Origin of the sequence: Sphingomonas sp. GC_Shp_5 (assembly GCF_026540855.1) — a bacterium.
In the GTDB taxonomy this organism is placed as follows: domain Bacteria; phylum Pseudomonadota; class Alphaproteobacteria; order Sphingomonadales; family Sphingomonadaceae; genus Sphingomonas.
In genome coordinates this window covers 107,288-132,145 of record NZ_JALNUP010000009.1, presented here as the reverse complement: position 1 = coordinate 132,145, position 24,858 = coordinate 107,288, and the positions used below count along the sequence as shown (strand labels likewise).

21 protein-coding genes are annotated in these 24,858 nt (G+C 67.8%); 10 read left to right on the top strand and 11 right to left on the bottom strand.

Going from position 1 to position 24,858, the window contains the following annotated elements:
* Positions 1–10: 10 nt before the first annotated feature.
* The 4 genes from kduI (at position 11) to OXR60_RS09515 (ending at position 4,432) form a co-directional block, all read left to right on the top strand.
* Positions 11–853 (top strand): 5-dehydro-4-deoxy-D-glucuronate isomerase, encoded by an 843-nt coding sequence (kduI, locus tag OXR60_RS09530; protein ID WP_267395639.1) that lies wholly within the window; start codon positions 11–13, stop codon positions 851–853.
* A gap of 94 nt (positions 854–947) precedes the next feature.
* A complete protein-coding gene (gene kduD / locus OXR60_RS09525) occupies positions 948–1,718 on the top strand; it encodes a 2-dehydro-3-deoxy-D-gluconate 5-dehydrogenase KduD (protein WP_267395638.1) in 771 nt (256 codons plus the stop codon).
* A gap of 68 nt (positions 1,719–1,786) precedes the next feature.
* Entirely contained in the window at positions 1,787–2,794 is a 1,008-nt protein-coding gene (locus OXR60_RS09520; RefSeq protein ID WP_267395637.1) for a sugar kinase, read from the top strand.
* A 48-nt stretch (positions 2,795–2,842) separates the two neighbouring features.
* Positions 2,843–4,432: a carboxylesterase/lipase family protein gene (locus OXR60_RS09515; RefSeq protein ID WP_267395636.1), complete on the top strand. Its 1,590-nt coding sequence runs from the start codon at positions 2,843–2,845 to the stop codon at positions 4,430–4,432.
* Here OXR60_RS09515 and OXR60_RS09510 read toward each other — a convergent pair.
* Positions 4,429–4,833 (bottom strand): cupin domain-containing protein, encoded by a 405-nt coding sequence (locus OXR60_RS09510; protein WP_267395653.1) that lies wholly within the window; start codon positions 4,831–4,833, stop codon positions 4,429–4,431. The two genes, OXR60_RS09515 and OXR60_RS09510, sit on opposite strands and share 4 nt — an antisense overlap.
* Before the next feature lie 293 nt (positions 4,834–5,126).
* Here OXR60_RS09510 and OXR60_RS09505 point away from each other — a divergent pair, with 293 nt between their 5' ends.
* Both OXR60_RS09505 and OXR60_RS09500 read left to right on the top strand, forming a co-directional pair.
* The gene (locus OXR60_RS09505) at positions 5,127–8,141 is read left to right on the top strand and encodes a TonB-dependent receptor (protein ID WP_267395635.1); all 3,015 of its coding nucleotides are present in this window, start codon (positions 5,127–5,129) and stop codon (positions 8,139–8,141) included.
* Between the two features lie 75 nt (positions 8,142–8,216).
* Entirely contained in the window at positions 8,217–9,209 is a 993-nt protein-coding gene (locus OXR60_RS09500; RefSeq protein WP_267395652.1) for an alpha/beta hydrolase, read from the top strand.
* Positions 9,210–9,225: 16 nt separating this feature from the next.
* Here OXR60_RS09500 and OXR60_RS09495 read toward each other — a convergent pair whose 3' ends face one another.
* The 3 genes from OXR60_RS09495 to OXR60_RS09485 are packed head-to-tail and all read right to left on the bottom strand — an operon-like array spanning position 9,226 to position 14,996.
* Positions 9,226–10,632 carry an efflux transporter outer membrane subunit gene (locus tag OXR60_RS09495; protein ID WP_267395634.1) on the bottom strand — a complete coding sequence of 469 codons (1,407 nt, stop codon included), beginning with the start codon at positions 10,630–10,632 and terminating at the stop codon, positions 9,226–9,228.
* Entirely contained in the window at positions 10,619–11,800 is a 1,182-nt protein-coding gene (locus OXR60_RS09490) for an efflux RND transporter periplasmic adaptor subunit (protein WP_267395633.1), read from the bottom strand. Before OXR60_RS09490 ends, OXR60_RS09495 begins: the two co-directional genes overlap by 14 nt.
* Entirely contained in the window at positions 11,793–14,996 is a 3,204-nt protein-coding gene (locus OXR60_RS09485) for an efflux RND transporter permease subunit (RefSeq protein WP_267395632.1), read from the bottom strand. The genes OXR60_RS09490 and OXR60_RS09485 overlap by 8 nt, the downstream gene beginning before the upstream one ends.
* Before the next feature lie 192 nt (positions 14,997–15,188).
* Between OXR60_RS09485 and OXR60_RS09480 the strand changes: the two genes are divergently transcribed.
* Complete coding sequence (locus tag OXR60_RS09480) at positions 15,189–16,076, top strand: LysR substrate-binding domain-containing protein (protein WP_267395631.1); 888 nt, start codon at positions 15,189–15,191, stop codon at positions 16,074–16,076.
* 51 nt (positions 16,077–16,127) lie between these two features.
* Here the strand turns inward: OXR60_RS09480 and paoC are convergent, their stop codons facing one another.
* From paoC to OXR60_RS09460, 4 genes are all read right to left on the bottom strand, one after another.
* A complete protein-coding gene (gene paoC / locus OXR60_RS09475; protein WP_267395630.1) occupies positions 16,128–18,359 on the bottom strand; it encodes an aldehyde oxidoreductase molybdenum-binding subunit PaoC in 2,232 nt (743 codons plus the stop codon).
* Positions 18,356–19,306 carry a xanthine dehydrogenase family protein subunit M gene (locus OXR60_RS09470; RefSeq protein ID WP_267395629.1) on the bottom strand — a complete coding sequence of 317 codons (951 nt, stop codon included), beginning with the start codon at positions 19,304–19,306 and terminating at the stop codon, positions 18,356–18,358. Before OXR60_RS09470 ends, paoC begins: the two co-directional genes overlap by 4 nt.
* On the bottom strand, positions 19,303–19,938 hold the full coding sequence (gene paoA / locus OXR60_RS09465; RefSeq protein WP_267395628.1) for an aldehyde dehydrogenase iron-sulfur subunit PaoA: 636 nt from the start codon (positions 19,936–19,938) through the stop codon (positions 19,303–19,305). Before paoA ends, OXR60_RS09470 begins: the two co-directional genes overlap by 4 nt.
* Before the next feature lie 378 nt (positions 19,939–20,316).
* On the bottom strand, positions 20,317–21,378 hold the full coding sequence (locus tag OXR60_RS09460) for an SDR family oxidoreductase (RefSeq protein ID WP_267395651.1): 1,062 nt from the start codon (positions 21,376–21,378) through the stop codon (positions 20,317–20,319).
* Between the two features lie 104 nt (positions 21,379–21,482).
* Here OXR60_RS09460 and OXR60_RS09455 point away from each other — a divergent pair, with 104 nt between their 5' ends.
* Positions 21,483–21,875: a helix-turn-helix domain-containing protein gene (locus OXR60_RS09455; RefSeq protein ID WP_267395627.1), complete on the top strand. Its 393-nt coding sequence runs from the start codon at positions 21,483–21,485 to the stop codon at positions 21,873–21,875.
* Between the two features lie 21 nt (positions 21,876–21,896).
* On the opposite strand, the gene OXR60_RS09450 is transcribed toward OXR60_RS09455, so the two are convergent.
* Together OXR60_RS09450 and OXR60_RS09445 are read right to left on the bottom strand one after the other, a co-directional pair.
* On the bottom strand, positions 21,897–22,769 hold the full coding sequence (locus OXR60_RS09450) for a gamma-glutamyl-gamma-aminobutyrate hydrolase family protein (protein WP_267395626.1): 873 nt from the start codon (positions 22,767–22,769) through the stop codon (positions 21,897–21,899).
* A 34-nt stretch (positions 22,770–22,803) separates the two neighbouring features.
* Positions 22,804–23,151, bottom strand: coding sequence for a hypothetical protein (locus OXR60_RS09445; RefSeq protein WP_267395625.1), 348 nt, complete (start codon positions 23,149–23,151; stop codon positions 22,804–22,806).
* 234 nt (positions 23,152–23,385) lie between these two features.
* Here OXR60_RS09445 and OXR60_RS09440 point away from each other — a divergent pair, with 234 nt between their 5' ends.
* Positions 23,386–23,901, top strand: a complete 516-nt coding sequence (locus OXR60_RS09440) for a MucR family transcriptional regulator (RefSeq protein WP_267395624.1) — start codon at positions 23,386–23,388, stop codon at positions 23,899–23,901.
* A 68-nt stretch (positions 23,902–23,969) separates the two neighbouring features.
* Here the strand turns inward: OXR60_RS09440 and OXR60_RS09435 are convergent, their stop codons facing one another.
* Positions 23,970–24,719: a dienelactone hydrolase family protein gene (locus OXR60_RS09435; RefSeq protein ID WP_267395623.1), complete on the bottom strand. Its 750-nt coding sequence runs from the start codon at positions 24,717–24,719 to the stop codon at positions 23,970–23,972.
* Here OXR60_RS09435 and OXR60_RS09430 point away from each other — a divergent pair.
* Positions 24,708–24,836: a hypothetical protein gene (locus OXR60_RS09430; protein ID WP_267395622.1), complete on the top strand. Its 129-nt coding sequence runs from the start codon at positions 24,708–24,710 to the stop codon at positions 24,834–24,836. The genes OXR60_RS09435 and OXR60_RS09430 overlap by 12 nt on opposite strands.
* The last annotated feature ends 22 nt before the right edge of the window (positions 24,837–24,858 follow it).

The following is a 24,858-nucleotide window of genomic DNA, read 5'->3' as shown; positions in this document are numbered from 1 at the left end:
GGAGCCTGCCATGTTCGACCGTACCTATTACGCCACCCACCCCGACATGATGGAGTGCGTGTCCAATGAGGAGCTGCGCGATCGCTATTTGATCGGCGATCTGTTCCGCAGCGGCGAGTGCGTGCTCAACTATACCCATGCCGACCGGTTCGTGATCGGCGGGGTTGCGGTCGGAAGCGGCACGGTGAAGCTGCCCGACCAGACCGAGCCGGCAGCGGCGGCGGGCCATCCGTTTCTCGAGCGGCGCGAGCTCGCGGTGGTCAACGTCGGTCGCGTCGACGGCACCGTCACCGTCGATGGCGAGAGCTTCACACTCGGCAACAAGGATTGCCTCTACGTCACCATGGGCGCGAAGGACGTCCAGTTCGCCGGCGACGGCGCGCGCTTCTATCTCGCCTCCTGCCCGGCGCACCAGGGGTTCGCCACGCGCAAGCTGTCGATCGCCGATGCCAATGCGCTCGATCGCGGCAGCTTGGAGGAATCCAACGAGCGGACGATCTACCAGCTGGTGATCCCCGGTGTGTGCGACAGCGCGCAGCTGGTGATGGGCCTGACGGTGCTGAAGCCCGGCAGCGTCTGGAACACCATGCCGCCACACATCCACGAGCGGCGCAGCGAGATCTATTTCTACTTCGAGCTCGACAATCTCGACAAGGATCGGGTGATGCACTTCATGGGCGAGGGCGAGGCTACCCGTCACATCGTCATGCAGAACGAGGAAGCGGTGATCAGCCCGCCCTGGTCGATCCACATGGGGGCAGGGACCAAATCATACGCCTTCATCTGGGCAATGGCCGGCGAGAACCAGGATTATACCGACATGAAAGTGCTGGATATCTGCCAGCTGGCGTGACGGCTTTTTCCTGCCACGGCGGGGAGGGCGCGGGGGAGGGCCTGTCCCCGCGCGACGCTCGGTCGATCAGGCCTATCTGGGCATTGGAGCCATGATGATCTCTCCCTTCGATCTTACCGGCAAGGTTGCCGTGGTCACCGGCGCCAACACCGGCATCGGCCAGGCGATCGCGCTGGCACTGGCCGCGGCAGGCGCCGATATCGCCTGTGTCGGCCGTACCCGGGCCGACGACACGCTGGCGCAGGTGCAGGCACTCGGCCGCCAGGCAGCGATCATCACCGCCGACTTGTCGACGATCGAGCCGGTACAGCGGGTCGTCGACGAGGCGGTGGCGGCGCTCGGTGGCCTCGACATTCTGGTCAACAACGCCGGCATCATCCGCCGTGCCGATGCGGTCGATTTCAGCGAAGAGGATTGGGACGCGGTGATCGACACCAATCTCAAGAGCGTCTTCTTCCTGTGCCAGGCGGCAGGGCGGCACATGATCGCGGCGCACCAACAGGGACACGGTGGCGGCAAGATCATCAACATTGCCTCCATGCTGACCTTCCAGGGCGGCATCCGCGTGCCGAGCTACACCGCCGCGAAGTCGGGGATCGGTGGCCTCACCAAGCTGCTTGCCAACGAATGGGCGGGCAAGGGCATCAACGTCAACGCAATCGCGCCGGGCTACATCGCCACCAACAATACCACCGCTCTCCAGGCGGACGAGACGCGCAACCGCGCGATCCTCGACCGCATTCCGGCAGCGCGCTGGGGCGACCCGGCCGATCTCGGCGGCGCCGCGGTATTCCTCGCCAGCCGGGCGGCGGACTATGTGCAGGGGCACATCCTGGCAGTGGATGGCGGCTGGCTGGCACGCTAGGCGGTGTCATCCCGAGCCGTCGCCTTGGCGCGGCAGGCGTGACGGGGTGACGAGGGGGAAGAAGCGCAATGGCCAAGTTCCTGGCATTTGGTGAGATCATGCTGCGGCTGTCGCCGCCGGGGCGCGAGCTGTTGCTGCAGACGCCCAAGCTCGACGTGTGGGTGGCGGGTGCCGAGGCGAACGTCGCGACCGCGCTGGCGCGGCTTGGCCACACCTCCGGGATCGCCAGCCGGGTGCCGGACAACGACCTCGGCCGCGGGGCGATCACCACCTTGCGTGGCCACGGCGTCGACACCGGCGGGATCGGCCTCGGCGGCGAGCGGATGGGCCTATATCTGGTTACGTCTGGTGCCGGCATGCGCGCCACCGAGGTGATCTACGACCGCGCCGGCTCATCCTTTGCCGAAGCGCCAATCGATGCATGGGATTGGGATGCGTTGCTGGCGGGCGTCGATCGCCTGCACTTGTCGGGGATCACCCCGGCGCTGGGCCCGGTGCCGGCGGCGAGCGCGATTGCGGCGGCCGAGGCGGCCGTCGCCCGCGGCATCGCGGTGTCGTTCGACGGCAATTGGCGCGGCAAATTGTGGGAGCGCTGGGACAGCGATCCGCGGGCCATTCTTACCCAGTTGGTGGCGCATGCCGACCTGATGTTCGGCAACCATCGCGATATCGCGCTGCTGCTCGGGCGCGAGTTCGACGAGAGCGGCGGCGAGCGGCGCCGGGCGGCGGCCGAGGCGGCGTTTGCCGCTTTCCCCCGGCTCCAGCTGATCGCGTCCACCGCGCGGCATGTCGAGCATGTCGATCTCCACCGCCTGTCGGCGCGGATCGATGCGCGCGACGGCCATGTCGAAACCGACGAGGTGGTGCTGGCGGGGATCGTCGACCGGATCGGCGGCGGCGACGCCTTTGCCGCCGGCGTGCTGCACGCGCTGCGCTCGGACGCCGACATCGGCGAGGCGGCACGCACCGGTCTGGCGCTGGCGGCGCTGAAACACTCGCTACCGGGCGACGCCAGCCTGTTCCGCCAGGCCGATATCGACGCGTACCTTGCCGGAGGGCTCGACGTCCGGCGCTGACGACCATGGCCGAGGCGGAACACCGCCCGGCCCGATGAGGAGAGAGGGATGAGCCTGAATACCGATCGCCGCAGCGTTCTCGTCGGCGGCGCCGCCGCGATGATGCCGTTGTTGCTGCCCGCGGCGGCGCGCGGGCAGGGCGGCGAGCCGATCGCGCATTGTGCCGCCGGCACCTTCATCGGCGCGCGTGACCGCGCCGGCGTCGTCAGCTTCAAGGGCATCCGCTATGGCCGGGCGCAGCGGTTCATGGCGCCGACCCGCGAACCCACCGTCACCACACCGGTGCGCGCGCTCGCCTTCGGTCCGTCGAGCCCGCAGCGCGGTGCAGCCGGGCGCGACGACGAGGGGCTGCATTATGGCGAGGACTGCCTGGTTCTCAACGTGTGGAGCAGCGACCTCCATCCGGGCGCGAATAAGCCGGTGATGGTCTATATCCACGGTGGCGCCTATTCTTCGGGCAGCGCCAATCTGGCGCGGCAGGACGGTCGTCACCTTGCCGCGCGCGGCGACGTGGTGGTGGTCTCGGTCAATCATCGGCTCAACGCGCTCGGCTATCTGTATTTGGCGCGACTCGATCCGCGCTTCGCCGACAGCGGCAATGCCGGGCAGCTCGACCTGATCCTGGCGTTGCAATGGGTGCGCGACAATATCGCCGGCTTCGGCGGCGATCCTGGCCGGGTGATGGTGTTTGGCCAATCCGGCGGCGGCGCCAAGATCGCGACGATGATGGGGATGCCGGCCGCCGCCGGCTTGTTCCACCGCGCGGCGACGATGAGCGGCCAGCAGGTGACGGCGTCGGGCCCGCTCAACGCCACCGCACGCGCACGCGCCTATCTCGCCAAGCTCGGCGTCGCCGACAACGACCTGTCGCCGCTGACGACGATGCCGGCGGAGCGGTTGATGGCGGCGCTGGATGCGGTCGATCCGGTGATCGGCGGCGGCGTCTACATGGGGCCGGTGGTCGACATGAAGTGGCTCGTCCGCCACCCGTTCTGGCCCGACGCCAATCCGCAGTCGCTCGGCATCCCGATGATGCTGGGCAATACCGCAGGCGAGACGCGCGCGTTCATCGCGCCCGATTCGGCCAAGGTGCAGGGGCTCGACTGGAGCAACCTCGCCGCCCGGCTGGCGCCCGAGCTGCGGATCGACATCCTGCCCGAATGGGTGGTGGAGGAATATCGGCTGCGCTTTCCCGACTGGTCGCCGACCGACGTGTTCTACGATGCCACCACCACCGGCCGCAGCTGGCGTGGGCAGGTGATCGAGGCGGAAGAGCGCGCCCGGGCGGGGGCGCCGGCCTATGTCTATCAGGTCGATTACCGCGCGCGGACCGAGCCGCGCCGGGGTGCGTTCCACTCGATCGACATCGGCCTGGTGTTCGGTACGCTCGACACCGCTGATGCGCTGACCGGCACCGGCGCCGAGGCGCAGGCTGCGAGCCGGGCGATGCAGGAGAGCTTCGTCGCCTTCGCGCGCACCGGTGACCCCAACAATCCGGCGATCCCGCACTGGCCGCGCTACGAACTGGCGGCACGCTCGACCATGGTGTTCGATGCGCGGGCGCGGGTGGAGGATGATCCGCGCGCCTGGCAGCGAGCGCTGTTCGCGCGCGTGCCTTACATCCAGCCGGGAACTTAAGCGGCGGGCTGGCGCATCGTCGGCACCGGATAGGCGATGATCAGCGCCAGCGGCGCGGTGCCGTTCTGGCGGATGCCGACGGTGGCGCCATCGTAAAGATAGGCGGCCATGCCGGCGCGCAGAGCGCGAGCGTCTGCACCCGAGGTGACGATGCCCTCGCCGCCGAGCACATAATAGACCTCGTCATGCGCGATGGGGTGTGCGCCGATGGCCGCGCCCGGGTGCAGCACGCGCTTGCGGAATTCGAGGGTGCGCGCCGGGACGGCATCGCTGATGCGATAGGCGGTGCTCATGCCGATCGCGCCGTGCGGCGGTGCTTCCTCTGCTCTTACCGTGGTTTCGTCGATCACGATCATCGCCCGCGGCGCCGACGCGCCGGGCAGCGCTAGGATCATCGGCAGGGCCGCGGCGGATATCATGTAGAGCTTCATTTCGACTCTCCTCGGATCACCATATTGACAGCCGGCAGGGGCCGCGACATGTTGCTGACACCGGTTACCTACCGCAAGGGGGTGAGCGGAGCGAGACCATGAGACATGGCCGCTGCGGGAGGGTAGCTGATCGCGCCGGTGGCGCAGCGGCACAACATCATCACCCCGTCGACGACGTCCATGGCACGTTCGGGCTCACACAGCCCGGATACCGGTGTCATGCGGGCACAACAAGGGCCGCAAAGGCCATGTGTGGGGAGTGGATGACGATGGAATGCAACACCAAGGCGGCTCTGCGCCGGCGCGCGCGGCTCGGCGGGATCTCGGTCGGCGCGCTGACGCTGGCGATGCTGCTGCCCGCTGCGGCGATGGCGCAGGCGGCGCAGATCCCCGACACCACCACGCCGGGGGCCCCTGCCCAAACCGACCCCGCCCCGGCGCAGACCGGCATCGCGCCCGCGGCTGCGCCCGACAATGGCGCGACGGTGACGCAGCGTGCCGGCGATGCCCAGGTCGACACGTCGACACAGATCGCCAGCCCCGAGCCCGACATCATCGTCACCGGCTTCCGCCGCTCGCTCGATGCGGCACTCAACGTCAAGCGCGAGTCGGTCGCCTCGGTGGATGCGATCGTCGCCGAGGATATCGCCAAATTCCCCGATCAGAACCTTGCCGAATCGCTGCAGCGCATCCCCGGCATCTCGATCCAGCGTGACGCCGGCGAGGGCCGCGCGATCACGGTGCGCGGGCTGGGCGCGCAATTCACCCGGGTGCGGGTGAACGGGCTGGAGACGGTGGCGACCTCCACCGACGGCGCCTCGTCGAACCGCGACCGCGCGTTCGATTTCAACGTGTTCGCCTCCGAGCTGTTCAACTCGATCGTGGTCCACAAGACCGCCGAAGCCTCGCTCGACGAAGGCTCGCTCGGCGCGGTCGTGGATCTCAACACCGGCAATCCGCTGGGCGGCAAGGAAGGCTTCACCTTTGTCGCCTCGGGCCAGGCGAGCTTCAACGACCTGTCGAAGAACTGGGGGCCGCGACTCGCCGGGCTGCTGTCGTGGAAGAACGCCGATGGCACCTTCGGGGTCGCCGTGTCGGCCGCCTATCAGTCGACCAACAATTTCGAACTCGGCAACAACACCACCCGCTTCGCCCAGGCGCGGTTCGACTCGGTCAACGGGACGCGCTGCTTCACCACCCAGAATGCGGGCGGCGCCTATATTCCGGGCGCGGCGTGCGACCAGGCGGCGCTCGCCTTCCACCCGCGCATTCCCCGCTATGGCTCGGTCCGCCATGATCGTGACCGGCTGGGGATCACCGCCAGCATCCAATGGGCGCCGACCGATGCGACCAAGGTGTCGATCGACGGGCTTTATTCGAAGTTCAAGGAAACCCGCGAGGAGAAGTGGGGCGAGGTGCTGCTGCGCTCGAACGAGCGCTCGATCGACCTCGTTAACCCGACCTACGATGCCAACAACAACCTCGTCTCGGGCACGCTCAACGATGCCTGGGTCCGCACCGAACACTATCTGCGCCAGTCAAAGACCGAATTCTACCAGCTCGGCGGCAGCTGGGACCAGGACGTGACGGACAAGTTCCGCTTCACCCTGCTCGGCGGCTTCTCCAAGTCCGACGCGACGATTCCGATCGAAACCACCTTCGTGTTCGATGATCGCGACGCACAGGGCTACAGCTTCGATTACACCAACTCGCGCAGCCCGGTGCTGAGCTTCGGCACCAGAGTCACCGATCCGGCCAACTTCCAGCTCGCCGAAATCCGCGACCGGCCGTCCGAGACGGTGAACACCTTCCGCACCGGGCAGCTACGCACCGAGTGGGACGTCACCGACGGCTTCCAGATCAAGGCGGGCGGGCTCTACCGGCGGTTCGAGTTCGATACGCAAGGCTATACCCGAGACGCGGTGGTCTGCCCGACCGCGACCGCAGCGGCGCGCGACGCGGTGCTTGGCCAGATCACCTGCACGCCGTCATCGGTGTTCGGCGCCAACGCGGTCTACGGCTTCCCGGCCGGCACGCTGGGCGAGACCTTCAACCTCGGCAACGCCGGCCAGCCATCCGGCACCACCACCAGCTTCCTGATCCCCAACATCGATGCGTCGGCAGCCTATACCGGACTGTACGGTCGCGCGTTGGCGCCCGATGCCGGCAACATCCGCAACGTCGTCGAGGAAGTCTCGGGCGGCTATGCCGAATTCGACGTCAAGGGTGACCTGCTCGGGCTGAAATATGCCGCCAATGCGGGCATGCGCTACGTCCATACCCACCAGACCTCGACCGGCCTCAACAATGGCGCGGCGGTGACGGTGGAGCGCAGCTACGACGACTGGCTGCCCGCGATGAACGTCGCCTTCTTCCCGACCAGTGACGTGATCCTGCGCGCCGCCGTGGCCAAGGTGATCACCCGGCCGTCACTGGGCAATCTTACGCCAGGTGGCTCGGTGGACGGCTTCAACTATCGGATCAGCTTCGGCAACCCGCAGCTCGATCCGTTCCGCGCCACCTCCTACGATCTGTCGGCCGAATGGTATTTCGCGCCGCAGTCGATCCTGTCGGTCGCGGTGTTCAAGAAGGACGTCGAGAGCTTCCCGGTGTCGGTGACCACCACGGGCACCTACGCCTCCACCGGGCTGCCGACCTCGATCATCCCGCCGAGCTCGCCGGCCGCTTCCAATCCCGAGGGCCAGCTGTGGACGATCAACTCGATCACCAATGGTACCGGCGCATCGCTGAAGGGGCTGGAGGTCGCCTTCCAGACCTCGTTCCGCTTCCTGCCGGGATTCCTCAAGAACTTCGGCATCATCACCAACGCGACCTTCATCGATTCGACCGCGAGCTACAGCGTCAGTGGGCCGACCGTGGCCGCCTGCGTCCGCGCCACGCCGACCGCCGCCTGCACCTTCGGTCCCAACGTTCCCGCGACCCGCACCGCGACACTGTTCGGTCTGTCCAAGCGCGCCTACAACGGCACGCTTTACTACGAGGACAGCAAGTTCAGCGCGCGCGGCTCGATCAGCTATCGCGGGCCGTACATCGATGCGAACAGCGGCACCGGCAACGTTTTCGAGGGCTATAACTCGACGATCAACGTCGATGCCTCGCTGCGCTATAAGCTGACGCCGTCGGTAGAGATCTCGCTTGAGGGCACCAACCTCACCGACGAATATCGCGATCGCTACACCGATTTCGATGCCAACCGGAATTACGAGAACAATCACTTCGGCCGCACCTTCCTGATGGGCGCGCGCTTCAAGATGTGATCCGGCCTGCCGGTTTCCTCTCCTCCCTGGGCGCGTTCCGTCGGAGCGCGCCCATCTTGTCGGAGCGACCCCGTGATGATCGATCGTCGCCATGCCATCCTCGGCAGCTTGGCTGCCGGCCTTTCTGTTGGAGTCGCGGCGCAGACCAGACCGCCGGCCACGGGTGGCCCGCCAACGCCGGGGCTGGCCGATCCTAGCGAGACGATCGACCTGTGGCCCGCCGGCGCGCCGGGGATGCCCGCGACGCCGCTGATCGAGACGGTGGATGAGCGCAGCAAGGATCCCCAGCTCACCGACCGCGCCGTCCACGGTATCAGCCGGCCGCGGCTGGTGGTGTTCCGCCCTGCCATTCCCAACGGGTCGGCGGTGCTGGTCACGCCGGGCGGCGGCTATCGCTGGGTGGTGATCGACAAGGAAGGCTATGAGATCGGCCGCTGGCTGGCCGCACGTGGCTGGACGGTGTTCGTGCTCTTCTATCGGTTGCCAGGCGACGGCTGGGCCGCAGGCCCCGATGTCGCACTCGCGGATGCCCAGCGTGCGATGCGACTGATCCGATCGCGCGCACGCGATTACGGCGTGCTCCCGGAGCGGGTAGCGGCAATGGGCTCCTCCGCCGGCGGGCATGTCTGCGGCGATCTTGCCACGCGTTTCGCAGCGTCCACCTATGCACCGGTCGATGCGGCAGACAGGCTCAGCGCCCGGCCGGACATTGCGGCGCCGATCTACGCGGTGCAATCGATGAGCCTGCCGCTGGCGCACCCCGGGTCGCGCGAGCTGTTGATCGGCAAGGCTGCGCCGCCGGCACTGGAGCGGCGGCACAGCACCGCCGCCAACGTGTCATCGGCGACGCCGCCCTGCTTTCTGGTTCATGCCGAGGACGATCCAACCGTGCCGGTCGACAATACGCTGGAATTCCGCGCGGCGCTGAAGAGAGCCGGTGTCGCGGTCGAGACGCATCTGTTCACCCATGGCGGCCATGGCTTCGGCATCCGCCGCGCCGCGGGCAAGCCCGCCGAGGCGTGGCCGGCGCTGTTCGCCGCCTGGGCGCAAAGCCAGGGGCTGGGATGACGGCGGATGGGCGCCGTTAGTACTGCCCGCCAAGCGCACGGATGGTGTCGGTGGCGGTCTGCAGCTGCTGGCTGCGGACGGTGAGCAGCGCCCGTTCGGCATCCAGCGCCGCAGTCTGCGCGGTGACGACCTCGAGGTAATCGGCGGCGCCATCGCGGTAGCGGATCAGCGCCAGCTCGCGGGTGCGCTCGGCGGCGGCCGCGGCCACGCTCTGATCGCGCTCCTGGCTGGCGAGCAGGCGCTGGCTGGCCAGATCGTCCTCGACTTCCCGAAAGGCGGTGAGCACGGTCTGGCGGTAGGAGGCGGCGGCCTCGTCATATTCGGCGCGCGCGATGCGCACTCCCGCCCGGCGTCGTCCACCATCGAAGATCGATACCGCGGCGGCGAGCGGGCCCAACGCCCAAAAGCCGTTGGACGCCGTCAGCAGCGCTCCGCTGGCGGCCTCGAAGCCTCCTGAGGCACCGAGCGTGACGCTCGGGAACAGCGCGGCGCGGGCGACGCCGATCCGCGCGTTGGCGGCGGCAACCCGGCGCTCTGCCGCGGCGATGTCGGGGCGACGCTCGAGCAGTGTCGAGGGCAAGCCGGCGGGGATCGTCGGCGGCGCGAACTGTGAATCGACCACGGCGATCGAGAAACCGGCCGGCGCCTCGCCGAGCAGCACGGCGATGGCATGCTCGTCACGCTGGCGGTCGATCGCCACCGCCGACAGCTCGGCGCGCGCGCTCGACAGCTGGTTCTGCGAGCGGCTGACGTCGATTCCCGAAGCAATGCCCCCGGTGTGGCGGGTGTCGGTGAGGGTGAAGGCGCGGTTGTAGGCATCCACCGTCTGGCGAAGCAGAACGATGCGCGCGTCGAGCCCGCGCATGTCGAAATAGACGCTCGCCAGCTGCGCCTGCAGGCCGAGGCGGACTCCCGCGAGATCCGCGGCGCTGGTAGCGACATCGGCGCGGCTGGCGCGGATCAAGTTGCGGACCCTGCCGAACAGATCGAGCTCATAGGAGAGCGACGGCCCGACGGTGGCAACAGTATAGGTGGCGGCGCTCCCTGACGTCAGCGGGCGGCCGGCGGACACGCGGTCGCGCGACACGTCGGTGCCAAGGCCGATCTGGGGCGAGCGATCGGCACGCGCCTGGCGGAGCAAGCCTTGTGCCTGATCATAGCGCGCCACCGCTGCGGCGAGGTCGGCATTACCGGCCTCGATCCGCTCCTCCATCGCGCTCAGCGTAGGATCGGCGAACGCCTGCCACCATTTGCCCGCGGGTGGCACGGTGGTGCCCGCCGTCTGCCAGCCCTTGGCTTCCTTATAGGCCTCGGGCGTCGGCACCGCGGGGCGGACATAATTGGGGGCGGTGGAGCAGGCTGCCGTCGTCACCAGCCAGCCCAGGACGGCCGCACGCAGCAGCGGCGACTTAATGTGGGGCATCGGTCGTCGCCGCGGTGCGCGCGATCTGCACGGCATCGCCATCCGCCAAGGAGTCCGGTGGGTTGTCGATGACGCGATCGCTCGTCGCGATCCCGGCGCTGATCTCGAAGGTTGCGCCACGATCCTGCGCGATCTTGATCGTCTTGAGGTGCGCCTTGCCGTCACCGCCGACGGTGGCGACCTGGGTGCCGCGCTCGCCGATGATCAGTGCGCTGGCCGGCAGTGACACGGCGCCGCTGCTACCGGCAACCGGGAAGCTCGCCTGAGCATAGGCGCCGGGCTTGAGCGCACGATCGCCGTTGGCGGCCTGCAGCTCGACGAGCACCGTGCCCGAATTCTGTTCGACCGCACCGGCGGTGCGGGTCAGCGTCGCATCGAACGAGCGGCCGGCATATTCGGGCAGGGTGAGCGCGACGTGCATGCCGGGATGGATCTGCGCCGAATAGGATTGCGGCACGCGTACATAGGCGCGCATCCGGCCGACGTCCGAAACGGTGAATAGCGGCGTCGATGCGGCGGTGCCGGCCGTGACGAGCGCGCCGATATCGGTCGAGCGGCTGGTGACGACGCCGCTGAACGGCGCGACGAGGCGGGTGAAGCCTTGCGTATAGGTGAGCCGCGAAACGTTGGCGCGCGCAGCGTTGGTGACCGCGGTCTTGGCGGCGAGGTCACCGACCTTCTCGTCGGTCTCCTGCTTCGACACCGCGTCCTTGGCGAGCATGTTCCGCCAGCGCGTCGCGGTGGAGGCGGCAAGCTGCTGGTTGGCGCGCGCAGTCTCGAGATCGGCGCGGGCGCCGGCGAGCTGCTGCTCCACCTCGGGCGCGTCGAGCACCGCAAGTGTCTGCCCGGCGCGGACGTTGTCGCCGATGTCGACATACCATTTGCGCACATAGCCGCTGGTCCGCGCGAAGATTGGCGCGCTGTTGAGCGCCTGCAACGTTGCGGGAAGCGTCAGCGCGGCGGTGGAAGCCGCCGGTTTGGGCTGGATCACCGTCACCGTCGGTGTCGCCTGCGCGGCTGTCCAGCCGGCGAGTTGGCGGTCGGAATGCGACCGCGTCGCGATTCCTGCGCCGACCACGCCGACGGCGACCACCGCCGCGACGATGCCGACCGTCTTCATCGACCGGCCTGCGCTGTTGTCGGGAGAGACCTGGTGGCCCTCAGACATGAACTTCCTCCAGATGGCTGGCCTCGGGCGTGGTGCTTGCCGCGCCGTGGCGGCGGTGCACGAGGCTGAAGATAACGGGCACGAACATCAGCGTGGCGAAGGTCGCAACCAGCAGGCCGCCGATCACCGCGCGGCCGAGCGGGGCGTTCTGCTCGCCGCCTTCGCCCATGCCCAATGCCATCGGCAGCATGCCGATGATCATCGCCAGCGCGGTCATCAGCACCGGGCGGAACCGGGTCATCCCGGCCTCCAGTGCGGCGAGGGTGGCGTTGCCGACCTCGGCGAGCCGCTCACGGGCGAAGCTGACGACAAGGATCGCGTTGGCGGTGGCGACGCCCATGCACATGATCGCGCCGGTGAGCGCCGGCACCGACAGCGTGGTGCCGGTGGTGAACAGCATCCAGATGATGCCGGCAAGCGCACCGGGCAGCGCGGTGATGATCACGAACGGATCGAGCCAGCTCTGGAAGTTGACCACGATCAGCAGATAGATCAGCACGATCGCGCCGATCAGGCCGAAGCCGAGGCCGGAGAACGCGCCGTTCATCGTCGCATATTGCCCGCGTAGCGTGACCGTCGCGCCCTTCGGCGTCTGCGCCTTGAGATCGGCCAGCACCTTCTTGATGTCGCCCGCGACTGCGCCGAGATCGCGCCCGGCCGGCGTCGCGTAGATGTCGGTTACCGGTGCGATGTTGTAGTGCGAGACCACCGCCGCCGAGTTGGACCGGACGATGGTGCCAAGCCCGCCGAGCACCTGCGAGCGGCCATCGGATCCGGTGACGGGGATGCTCGACAGGTCGCTCATCGATCCGACCTGATACTCGGGCGCCTGGGCGACGACGGGGTAGGACACCCCATTGTCCGGGTTGAGGAAGAACACCGGCGCGGTCTGCGAGGTGCCGGCGAGCGAACTCGCCAGGCTGCTGGTGACGTCCCGCTCGGTGAGGCCATATTGACCGATACGGCTGCGATCGACCGCGACGTTGAGCTGCGGATAGCGATCGCTCTGCTGGATGCGCGCGTCGGTGACGCCGGCGATCTTGGTCATCCGCCGCATGATCTTTTGCGCATAAGCGGCGTTGGCCGCGGCATCCTTGCCGGCGATCTGGATGTCGATCGGGGCAGGAGCACCGAAGTTCAGGATCTGGCTGGTGATGTCGGCGGGCAGGAAGGAGAAGGTCGAGCCGGAGAAGTTGCGCGGCAGCTGCTCGCGCAGCGTGCGGACGTAATCGGCGGTCGGCTTATGCTCCTTGGCGAGCTGGATCAGGATGTCGCCATCCTGCGGGCCGACCGTGCCCGAGTTGTTATAGGTGGTGTTGATCGAGCTCACCGGCAAGCCGATGTTGTCGACCACCGAGACGAGCTCGCTCGCCGGGATGATTTCGCGGATGCGACGCTCGATGCGGTCGAACTCGGCCGAGGTCTCCTCAATCCGGCTGCCGACGGGCGCGCGGACGTGGAGCGCCATTTGACCAGCGTCGACCGCGGGGAAGAAGTTCTGGCCAAGGATCGGCACGAGCCCGAACGACAACAGCACGACGATCAGGAAGCCGATCACGAAGCCTTTGGGCGCGGCCAACACGCGTTCAAGCATGCCGCCGTAGCTGGTCCTAATCCGCTCGAAGCGGCTCTCGAAACCGCGCTGAAAACGGACCAATGGGTTGCGCGTGGCGGGGTTGCCGGCGCTGTGCTGGTCGTGATCGTCGCCATGCCCGTGCGGCTTGAGCAGGTACATCGCCATCGTCGGCACCAGGGTGCGCGACAGGATGAACGAGGCGATTATCGCGAACACCACCGCGAGCGCGAGCGGCACGAACAGGAAGCCGGCGACGCCGGGCAGGAAGAACATCGGCACGAACACGATGCAGATGCACAGCAGCGACACGAACGCCGGGGTGACGATCTGCGCGGCGCCGTCGAGGATCGCCTGGTTGACCGGCTTGCCCTGTTCGAGATGCCAGTTGATGTTCTCGATCGTCACCGTCGCGTCGTCGACGAGAATGCCGACTGCGAGGCTGAGGCCGCCAAGCGTCATGGTGTTGAGCGTGTTGCCGGTGATCGACAGGCCGATGATCGCGGCGAGGATCGCGAGCGGGATCGAGATCGCGATGATCACCGTCGAGCGCCACGAGCCAAGGAACAGCAGGATCATCAGGCTGGTCAGCGCCGCCGCGATCGCGCCTTCCTTGATCACGCCCTCGACCGCGGCCTTCACGAACAGCGACTGGTCCCCGATCGGCACGATCTTGAGCGCGGCGGGCAGCGTCTCCTGGATCTTGGGCAGCGCGTCCTTGATGCCCTGGACGATCGACAGGGTGGAGGTGGCGCCGTTCTTGAGCACCGTCATCGTCACTGAGCGCGCGCCGTCGACATGGACGACGTTGGTCTGCGGCGCCGAGCCGTCGCGGACATGGGCGACGTCGCGCATGTAGATGGTGGCGCCGCCGACCACCTTGATCGGGATCGCGTTGAGTTCTTCGACCGTGCCGGGTGCGTTGTTGAGGCGCACGGCATATTGGAAGCCGCCGATCTTGGCGAAGCCGGCGGGGTTGATCTGGTTCTGCGCCGCGATCGCGTTGCCGACGTCCTGCGCACTCAGCCCCTTGGACTGGAGCGCCTGCGGATCGAGATCGATCTGGATCTGGCGGGTGCGGCCGCCCGACGGCAGCGGAATGGCGGCGCCAGGCACGGTGACCAGGCCCGGGCGGATCTGGTTCTGCGCGAGATCCAGCATCTGGCCTTCGGACATACCCTTGCCGGACAAGGCGAGCTGCACGATCGGCACCGTCGAAGCGCTGTAGTTGAGCACCAGCGGCGGGGTGACGCCGGGAGGAAGCTGCTTGAGCACGGTCTGCGACACCGAGGCGACCTGCGCGGTCGCGGTACGGATGTCGGCGCCCGGCTGGAAATAGATCTTCACCACGCCGATGCCCGGCAACGACTGGCTTTCGATATGATCGATGTCGTTGACGGTGGTGGTCAGCACGCGCTCGAACGGCGTGATGATCCGGCCGGACATCTCGTCCGGCGACAGACCGCTATATTGCCAGGCGGTGGCGATCACCGGCACCCGGATGTCGGGAAAGATGTCCACCGGCGTGCGCATCGCCGCGAGCACGCCCACGATCGCGATCAGGATGGCCATGACGATGAACGTCAACGGCCGGGCCAAAGCTGTGCGTACGATCCCGATCATGGGGCGGTGTTTTCCGATCCCGAGGCCGACGGCGCGAACGGCCGACGGTACCGAACAAGGTGGTGACAAGGGCTAATTGTTATCGCGGGCGATGCAATCCAGAAGGATGCCGCGGCGCAGCATCTCTTCCTTTGTTGCGCTCGTGTCTAATATCATTTCCAGCTTGATTGATATGTGCAACGTATCAATCCCATGGAGCTGAGGCATCTTCGCTACTTCGTCCAGGTCGCCGAGGACCTGCACTTCGCCAGAGCGGCGGCGCGGCTCGGCATATCGCAGCCGCCGCTGAGCCAGCAGATCCGGCTGCTCGAGGAGGAGCTGGAGGTGCAATTGTTCGAGCGTACCAGTCGCCGCGTCACGCTCACCGCGGCGGGAACGGCGTTTCTCGAGGCGGCGCGGGCGACATTGGCGCAGGCCGAGCGCGCGATCACCGTGGCGCGGCGGGCGGGGCGGGGCGAATTGGGCGACCTTCGGATCGGCTTCAACCCGTCGGCGCCGTTCATCGCGCGGGTGGCGACCGCGGTGAACGACTTCCGCCGACGCTTTCCGGACGTGCGCCTGTCGCTGTCGGAGATGATCGGCTCGGCACAAATCGCCGCGATCGAGGATCGCTCGCTCGACATCGGCTTCATGCGCAGCGCGTCGCCCCCGGCGCTGCCGGCCAACCTATCGTCGACGCTGATCCTCGAAGAGCGGCTGGTGGTGGCGATGCGGCCCGATCATCCGCTGGCCGTGCGGGAAACCTTGTGGCTGGCCGACCTCGCCGAGCATCCGCTGGTGATCTATTCCAGCCAGCGCAGCGGCGGTTTTACCGAGGAAGTGTTCGCGCTGATGCGCAGGGCGGGCGCCGAGCCGGTGGTCGCGCAGTCCGTGCACGAGGTGACGACGCTGCTGGGGCTCGCCGCGGCCGGCGTGGGCATGACGATCATCGCGGAGTCGTTGCGCGCGATCCAGTCCGCCGGGCTGGTCTATGTGCCGCTGGCGGACGAGGGGACCAGCACCTCGATGTGGCTGGTGCATCTGCGCGAGGGCGGCACGCTGCCGTGCGCGAACTTCCTCGGCATCATGCAGGGGGCCTAGCGCCGCCCGCGGCCGTCACCCCGGGGCAGCGCCCGGGATGACGGGGACGCGTCAGACCAGCTGCGGCAGCTTGGCGAGATGCTTGTCGAGCGTGATCGGATAATCGCGCACGCGCACGCCGGTGGCATTGTAGATCGCGTTGGCGATCGCCGCGGCGACACCGCATAGGCCAAGCTCGCCGACGCCCTTCGCCTTCATCGGCGAGGAGAGCGGATCGGTTTCGTCGAGGAAGATCACTTCCTGGTGTGGGATGTCGGCGTGGACCGGCACCTCGTAGCTGGCGAGATCGTGGTTGACGAAGAAGCCGAACCGCTTGTCGACCGCGAGTTCCTCCATCAGCGCGCCGCCGGCGCCCATGGTCATCGCCCCGATCACCTGGCTACGCGCCGATTTGGGGTTGAGGATGCGCCCCGCGGCACAGACCGCGAGCATCCGCCTGATCCGGGTTTCGCCGGTATAGGCGTTGACCGCGACCTCGACGAAATGGCCGGCGAAGGTCGATTGCTGGAACTGCTTGTCCAGATCGCCATATTCGATCTGGTCCTCGGCGGAGAGGCCGGCGCTGCCCGCCGCCTCGGCGAGGCTGACGCTGCGATTGCCGCTCTTGACCTTGCCGTCGGCGAACTCGACCTCGGCCGAGTTGAAGCCGAGCTTCTGCGCCACCGCCTCGCGCAGCTTGACGCAGGCGGCATAGACGCCCGCGGTGGAGTTGTTGGCGCCCCATTGCCCGCCCGAACCCGCCGAGGCGGGGAAGGACGAGTCGCCGAGCAGCACCACGACCTTGTCCATGTCGACGCCCATCATCTCCGCCGCGGTCTGGGCGATGATGGTGTAGGTGCCGGTACCGATATCGGTCATGTCGGTGGCGACGGTGATCACGCCCTTGGCATCGAGCCCGACGCGCGCCGCCGACTTCATCAGCAGGTTGTTGCGGAAGCCGGAGGCGACCCCCATGCCGATCAGCCACTGGCCGTCGCGGACCTGGCCGGGCTTGGCGTTCCGCTTCGACCAGCCGAACCGGTCCGCCCCCTGCTGGAGGCATTCGACCAGCTGGCGCTGCGAGAATTTGCGCGTCGGCTTCTCGGGATCGACCTGGGTGTCATTGGCGATGCGGAAGGCGACGGGATCCATGCCGAGCTTCTCGGCCATCTCGTCCATCGCGATTTCGAGCGCCATCAGGCCGGGGGCCTCGCCGGGTGCGCGCATGGCATTGCCTTCGGGCAGATCGAGCACGGCGAGGCGCATCGCGGTCAGCCGATTGGCGCCGGCATAGAGCAGCTTGGTCTGCGACACCGCGGTTTCGGGACCACCGCCGGGCAGATCGCCCGAGCCGCTCTCATGCGCGATCGCGGTGAGCTTGCCGTCGCGCGTCGCGCCGAGGCGGATGCGCTGCTCGGTCGCCGGGCGGTGAGTGGTGTTGTTGAACATCAGCGGCCGCTGCAGCGCGACCTTGACCGGCCGGCCGGCCGCCTTGGCACCGAGCGCCGCCATGATCGCATCGGTGCGGACGAACAGCTTACCGCCGAACCCACCGCCGATATAGGGCGAGATCAGGCGGACATTGTCCTTGGGCAGACCGAGGGTGAGCGCGACATCGCCCTTGCCCCAGGCGATCATCTGATTCGACGTCCACAGCGTCAGCTTGTCGCCGTCCCAGCGCGCGATCGAGGCATGCGGCTCCATCATCGCATGGCTCTGATCGGGCGTGGTGTAATGCGCATCGAGCGTGACCGGCGCCGCGGCGAACGCCTTGTCGAAATCGCCGACGCGATCGACCGGCGGCGCGCTGCTGCCCTCGCCGCTGCTGTTGCCCTTGAGCGGCGCGCGCTTGAGCTCGGCGGCGAGATCGAAGCGGCCCTGGGTGCGGGCATAATCGACCTGCACCAGCGATGCGGCGGCGCGGGCCTGTTCGAAGGTCTCGGCGACGACCACGGCGATCGCCTGGTGATAATGCTCGATCTCGGGCCCGCCGAGCAGCTTGGCGGTGTTCATCTTGCCCTTGCCGAGCTTGGGCACCAGCGAGCCGGCATTATCGGCGGTGACGATGGCAAGAACGCCCGGCGCCGCCCTGGCAGCGGACAGGTCGATCGCGTTGATCCGCCCCTTGGCGATCGCCGAGCCGACGACGAAGCCATAGGCCGGGTTGGCGACGGCATCGTGGCGCTCATAGGCATAAGGCGCGGTGCCGGTGGTCTTGAACTTGCCGTCGATCCGGTCGTGCGGCTTGCCGACCACCTTGAGCTGGTCGATCGGATTGGTGCCCGCAGGCGTGGTGAACTTCATGCGGTCCTCGCTTCGGCGATGGCGGCAGCGAGCGTACGCTCGACCAGCGGCACCTTGAAGGCATTGTCGTGGGTGGGGGTGGCGCCGGCGAGCAGCCGGCTGGCCACGGCCTTGGACCCCTGCGGCATCGCTGCCTCGGCCGCCTCGACGCGCCACGGCTTGTGCGCGATCCCGCCGATTGCGGCGCGGCCGGTGCCGTCCTGCTGGATCACCGCGGCGACCGAGACCAGCGCGAAGGCGTAGGACGCGCGGTCACGCACCTTGTGGTAGATGTGGGTGCCGCCGAGTGGCTGGGGTAGGGTGACGGCGGTGATCAGCTCGCCACGCGCGAGATTGGTGTCGATGTGCGGCGTGTCGCCCGGGAGCCGATGGAAATCGGCGATCGGGATGACGCGGGTCTCGCCGGCGGCATTGACCGTCTCGACCTTGGCGTCGAGCAGCCGCAGCGCCACCGCCATGTCGCCGGGGTAGGTGGCGATGCAGGCATTGCTGGTGCCGATCACCGCGAGCTGGCGCGAATAGCCGCCGATCGCCGCGCAGCCCGAGCCGGGCTTGCGCTTGTTGCACGCCTGGTTGGTGTCGTAGAAATATGGGCAACGGGTGCGCTGGAGCAGATTGCCCGCGGTGGTCGCCTTGTTGCGGAGCTGGCCGCTCGCGCCGGCGACGATCGCGCGGCTGAGCACGCCATAGTCGCGGCGGACCCGGGCATCGGCCGCAAGATCGGTGTTGGAGACCAACGCGCCGATCCGCAGGCCGCCGTCGGCCGCCTCGATCCGGTCCAGCTTGAGGTCCTGCACGTCGACCAGATGGGTCGGCGTCTCGATCTGCAGCTTCATCAGATCGAGCAGGTTGGTGCCGCCGGCGATGAACTTGGCCGTCGGCGAGCCGACGACCGCGGCGGCGGCCTGGGCCGGCGTCTTGGCGCGCTCGTAGGTAAAGGGCTTCATGCTCGGGTCCCCGCAACGTCGGCCATCGCCTCGGCGATGTTGGAATAGGCGCCGCAGCGGCAGATGTTGCCGCTCATCCGCTCGCGCATCTCGATGTTGGTCGGCTGCGGGCGGGCGGAGAGATCGCCGGTGACGTGGCTCGGCACGCCGGCCTTGATCTCGTCGAGCACCGCCACCGCCGAGCAGATCTGCCCCGGAGTGCAATAGCCGCACTGATAGCCGTCATGCTTGATGAAGGCCGCCTGCATCGGGTGGAGATGATCGGGCGTGCCGAGGCCCTCGATGGTGGTGACCTTGTCACCCTGGTGCATCACCGCGAGGCTGAGGCAGGAATTGATCCGCTTGCCCTCGACGATCACGGTGCAGGCGCCGCACTGGCCGTGATCGCAGCCCTTCTTGGTGCCGGTCAGGTGGAGATGCTCGCGCAGCGCATCGAGCAACGTGGTGCGGGTGTCGAGCTCGAGCGACTGGCGCTTGCCGTTCACCTCGAGCGACACCGTCGCCATCGCCGGCGGCGCCTTGGCAGCGGGGGTCTGCGCGTCGGCGACCGGCACGGCCGTGAGCGCTGCCGAGGCCGCGGTGCCGACCAATACGCCGCGCCGTGACATGCCTGCCTCACCTGGGCTGTTCATGCTCGTGATCCTTTCGGGCGCATCGCTGCCGCCGCTTGCCGAATGTGATGATAAGCCTGTCGAACCGGTGAGCCGCAGGTCTTGTTCCTGACGGCAAGAGTAACAACGTTTTTCGCGGCAGAATACAGGGCTCATTTTGCATGACGCGATGACCGCTGCTCATGAATGGTGAGTTGTTGCGCTTAGTGCGAGTGATTATCATCTAGCGACATAGCCGCAATTACGGCGCCGAGCGTCGCTATGTTTGGGTGAATACATCGACCGCGGTGGGCAGGACGACGGTCTGTTCGCCTGCCAGGCCGGATTGTCGCTCGGACGGCAACCGGCGGGGCGCTGCTGCACCCCGCCGCCCGCGTCGCCGTCAGATCAGCGCCGCCGTCAGGGAATGAGGCGGTCGGCGCGGAGCTGCGCGAACAGGTCGAAGAAGGCGTCGTCGGTCGGCTGATAGGCGGTAAAGCCCAGCCGGCGGCTCTTACCCATGTCGGTGATCACTTCGATCGGGCGACCGAGGTCGGCGTCGGTGTGCCAGGGGGAGGCGAGGCGGGCGAGATCGGGCTCGGCCAGGCCGTCGCGCTCGGCGATCTGGCGCCACAGCGCGGCATCGCCGGCCATCTGCTGCTCGAGCGGCTGGACGGTGCCGTCGAACGGTGCCGCCTCGATCCCGAACCAGTCGGTGATCCGCGACCACATCCACTGCCAGCGGAAGACGTCGCCGTTGACGATGTTGAACGCCTCGTTCGCCGCCACCGGGGTGGTCGCCGCCCACAGCAATTGCTCGGCGAGGATGCGCGCGCTCGTCATGTCGTTAAGCCCGCTCCATTGCGCCGCGGAGCCGGGGAAGCGGAACGGCCGCCCGGTCTCGCGGCACAGCGTCGCGTAGACGGCGAGCGTGGTGCCCATGTTCATCGCATTGCCGATCGCCTTGCCGATCACCGTGTGCGGGCGGTGGACGCTCCAGGTGAAGCCGTCGCGCGCCGCGGCGGCGAACACCTCGTCCTCCTGGGCGTAATAGAAATTGGCGACATCGAGCCGGCCCTGCTCCTCGCGAAACGGGGTCTGCGGCAGCGTGCCCTTGCCGTAGGATTCGAACGGCCCGAGATAGTGCTTGAGGCCGGTGACCAGCGCGACATGGCGCGGCCCGGTCGCCGTCGGCAGGCCGTCGAGCAGGTTGCGGACCATCGCCGAGTTGACCCTGACGTTCTCGGCCTCGCTGTCCTGCCGCGCCCAGGTGGTGATGAACACCGCGTCGGGGTTGACCCCGGCGAGCGCGGCGGCGGTACCGGCGGCGTCCTGCAGATCGGCCGCGACCGGCAGGATGCCGTGCTGGGTGCTGCGGCGGCGGGCCAGACCGTGGACGGTCCAGCCCTGTTCAACCAGCAGCGCCGCGGTCGCGCTGCCGACGATCCCGCTCGCGCCGACCACCAATGCGGTTCTTGCCATCATCATGCTCCGTTTATCCGTTGATGATCATGCAGCTAGTCACCCGGGCAGGCAGCTTCTAGACGGCACCATTTGGGGTCATAGGCACCAGGAGGTACCCAGTCATGCAGCCTGCCGACATCGACACGGACTGGCGCGAGGATTGCGCGCCGCGCCGCGTGCTGGCGCTGTTCGCGACCAAATGGACGAGCATGATCCTGCACACGCTCCACGCCCGTCACGGCGGCGCGGCGCGGGCGGGGGTGCTGCTGCGCAGCCTGCCGGGCATTTCCAAGAAGATGCTGACCCAGACGCTGCGCGAGATGGAAGCAAGCGGGCTGATCAGCCGCCATGTCCAGGGTACCATCCCGCCGGCGGTCGACTATCGCCTCACCGCGCTCGGCTATCGGTTCGTGGAGCCGGTTGAGCTGCTCTACGCCTGGGGTCGCGACAATGCCGATGCGCTCGACGAGCTGCGCCACCGCCCCGGCTCGCGCCGTGCGGCCGAGGCGGCCTAACCTCCGGCCTTTGCGCGGCCGCTATGCCGCGGCCGCGAGATCCTCGGCCTTGTCGGGATCGAGCAGCGGCAGATGGGCGATGAAGTTGCGGATCTCGGTGCGGCGCCGGCCTTCATCGGCGAGTTCGTCGTCGATGCCGAGTAGCCAGCGTGCCGACTGGTGATCGGGGTCGCGGTGGAGCTGGTCGAGGCGATCGGCGTGGATGTCCACATCGCTGGTCGTGGTGGCCAGACCCGCGTCAACCAGCGACTCGGCCTGGCGGCGGAGGGCGACCGCGATCTCGCCCAGTGCCAGCTCGGGATGATATTGGACGCCCCAGAACACGCCGCGATCGTGGCGGATCTCGACCGCCTGGATTTGGGCGGCGGCGTTGCGCGCGAGGATCATCCCGCCCGGCGGCAGCGTCTCGACCTCGTCACCGTGGATCGCCGGCGCGTCCCAGCTTGGCGGCCGGCCAGCGAGCAGCGGATGATCGCGACCCGCCGCGGTGGCGGTGATCCGTCGCGCGATGCCGGCCTCCATCCGCCGCGGCATCTTGCGCACCGTACCACCGGCGGCCGCCGCGGCGGCCTGCAGGCCGGCGCAGGAGCCGAACGACGGCGTCCCCGCGGCATAGACGGTGCGCATAAATTCGAGCTGGCGGCGAACCTCGGGGGTGTCGTCATAGACGTGGAGCGGCGATCCCGAGAGGAACACCGCGTCGAACGCGCGCACGGCCGCGGTGGTGAGCACCGGCGCGTCGCCATCGGCGGGGGAGATGATGGTGATCTCCACCCCCGGGTGGAGCTGGCGCAGCGTCGCGGCATAGGTTTCGCCGGCACTCTTGCCGGCGCTGTCCCGGCGCGCCTCGCGCTCGTCGGGAGTCTCGCTGTCGGCGATCAGAAAGTGAAGCAATCTACTGGTGTCCCGAATGGGCGGGGGGGAAGGCTCAGGGTGTGACGGTCAGCCCCGAATCGCCGCCCTCGCGCGCGGCGAGATCGTCGCGGGAGACATAGACGGTGGTCCATTCGGGTTGGCCGTTGGCGTTGAGGGTGATGTCCGGCAAGCCGATCAGATCGCTGCCGGTCTCGATCCAGCCGGCGCCCAGGCAGTGGCCACAGATCGCACGCTGGCAGCGGAAGCTCACCAGGTCGATCTCGGTGTTCCACTGGCCATGGCCCTTGCATACCGGGCACATCGCATCGAGCGTGCCGTTGCGCGGCAGCACCGGGACGATGTCGAACGCGTGAGGGCTGTCGGGGCCGTCGCAATAAACGATGTTGCTGGCGTGGGGCATGGGGGTGCTTTCGTCGAGAGCGGGGTCAACGTGCGCGGGCCCGATCAGGTCCCGATCAAAGCGCCACGCTCGCTCGACCCGCCGTTGCCGCGACTTTTACGCAGTTGATCGATGTAAACGCCGGCAATCAATTGGAAAGTATACGCGGCTATGATGTTCGTGCCGACTATTCAGGCGCGATCAGCTGTTCTAATGGTCTGATCGTATACCGGGCCGAACAGCTAAGGAAATCGCGTGACCGAATCATTCAACGCCGTCGAACTCGCCGCCGAATTGACCGCCGCCTGGCTGGCGAACCCCAATACCCGTACGTCGGCGGACGATGTTCCCTCGTTCCTGCTGTCGATGCATGCCGCCGTCACCAAGCTCGCCGCCGGACCGGACGCGGAAGCCGACACCGAGGTGGCGCCGAGCTTCGAGCCGGCAGTATCGGCGCGCAAGTCTCTTGCCTCGCCCGATCACATCATCTCGATGATCGATGGCAAGAAGTACAAGACGCTGCGTCGTCATCTTTCCACCAACGGCCTCACCCCCGAGGAATATCGCCAGCGTTACAATCTGCGCGCCGATTATCCGATGGTCGCGGCGACCTATTCGGAAGCGCGCCGGGCGATGGCCAAGACAATCGGGCTCGGTCGCAAGGCCGGCACCAAGATCGAGCGGACCGCCGACAAGGCGGTGAAGACCGCGCGCAAGAGCGGCAAGGCGGCGATCGACGCGGCCAAGAAGACGCTCGGCGCCGAGGAATAATGCGACCGCAGGGGGTGCCGGACGGTTCCGGCATCCCCTCCGCCAAGGCCGCTCGAGACGACGCCCGCTCAGGGTATGGTGCGCAGGGTCCTGCGGAACAGGTCGATCATCCAGCCGGTCGCCTGGACGAACAGCGCAGGGTCAAAGCGCGGACCTTCGTCGCGCAGGAACGCATGGGCGGCGTTCACCTCATGCCATTCATAGCGCGCGCCCACTTCTTCAAGCCGCTCGCGGATCGCCTGTCTTCCGGCGAACGGAACATGCGGGTCCTGGCGGCCCCAGACGAACAGCGTGTCGGCGGCGAGCTCGCCCATCCGCGCCAGGCTGTCGTCCTGCTTGCCCGCGCCAAGCGTGGCTGAGTGGATGTCGGTCGGGTAGAAACAGGCCGCTGCCGTCACGCGCGGGTCGAGCGCGGCGCGATAGGCAAGATGGCCCCCGAGGCAGACGCCGGCAGTGGCAAGGCCGCCGCTGCACGCGGGGTGCTCTGCGAGGTAGTCCAGCACCGCAGCGGCGTCGGCATCAAAGGCGGCGACCGGCTTGGTGAACTTCAGTTCGTTGCCGCGATCGGTGCCGGGCTGGTCGTAGCGCAGCACCACGCCGGGCTCTTCATATTCGTGGTAGACCTCGGGCACCGCCACGCAAAAGCCGTGGCCGGCGATGAACGCCGCGAGCCGGCGAATCGGCGCGGTGACCTGGTAGATCTCCGAGAACAGCAGCACCCCCGGATAGCGTCCCTCGATCGCGGGGCGGAACAGGTGGGTGCGCATCACGCCATTGGGCGTGGCGAGGTCCTCGAAGGCGTCGGCATGGATGATCATGCGGCCTTCTATGTCGGCGAAGGCGACCCGGTGGCAAGATGCACCGCGGGTACCGCTGCCGTCCATGCAAAGGGACGGCCCGACACCAGCAATGTCGAGCCGCCAGTCTACGCCTAGGGAGCTTACCTGGCGTGTTCGG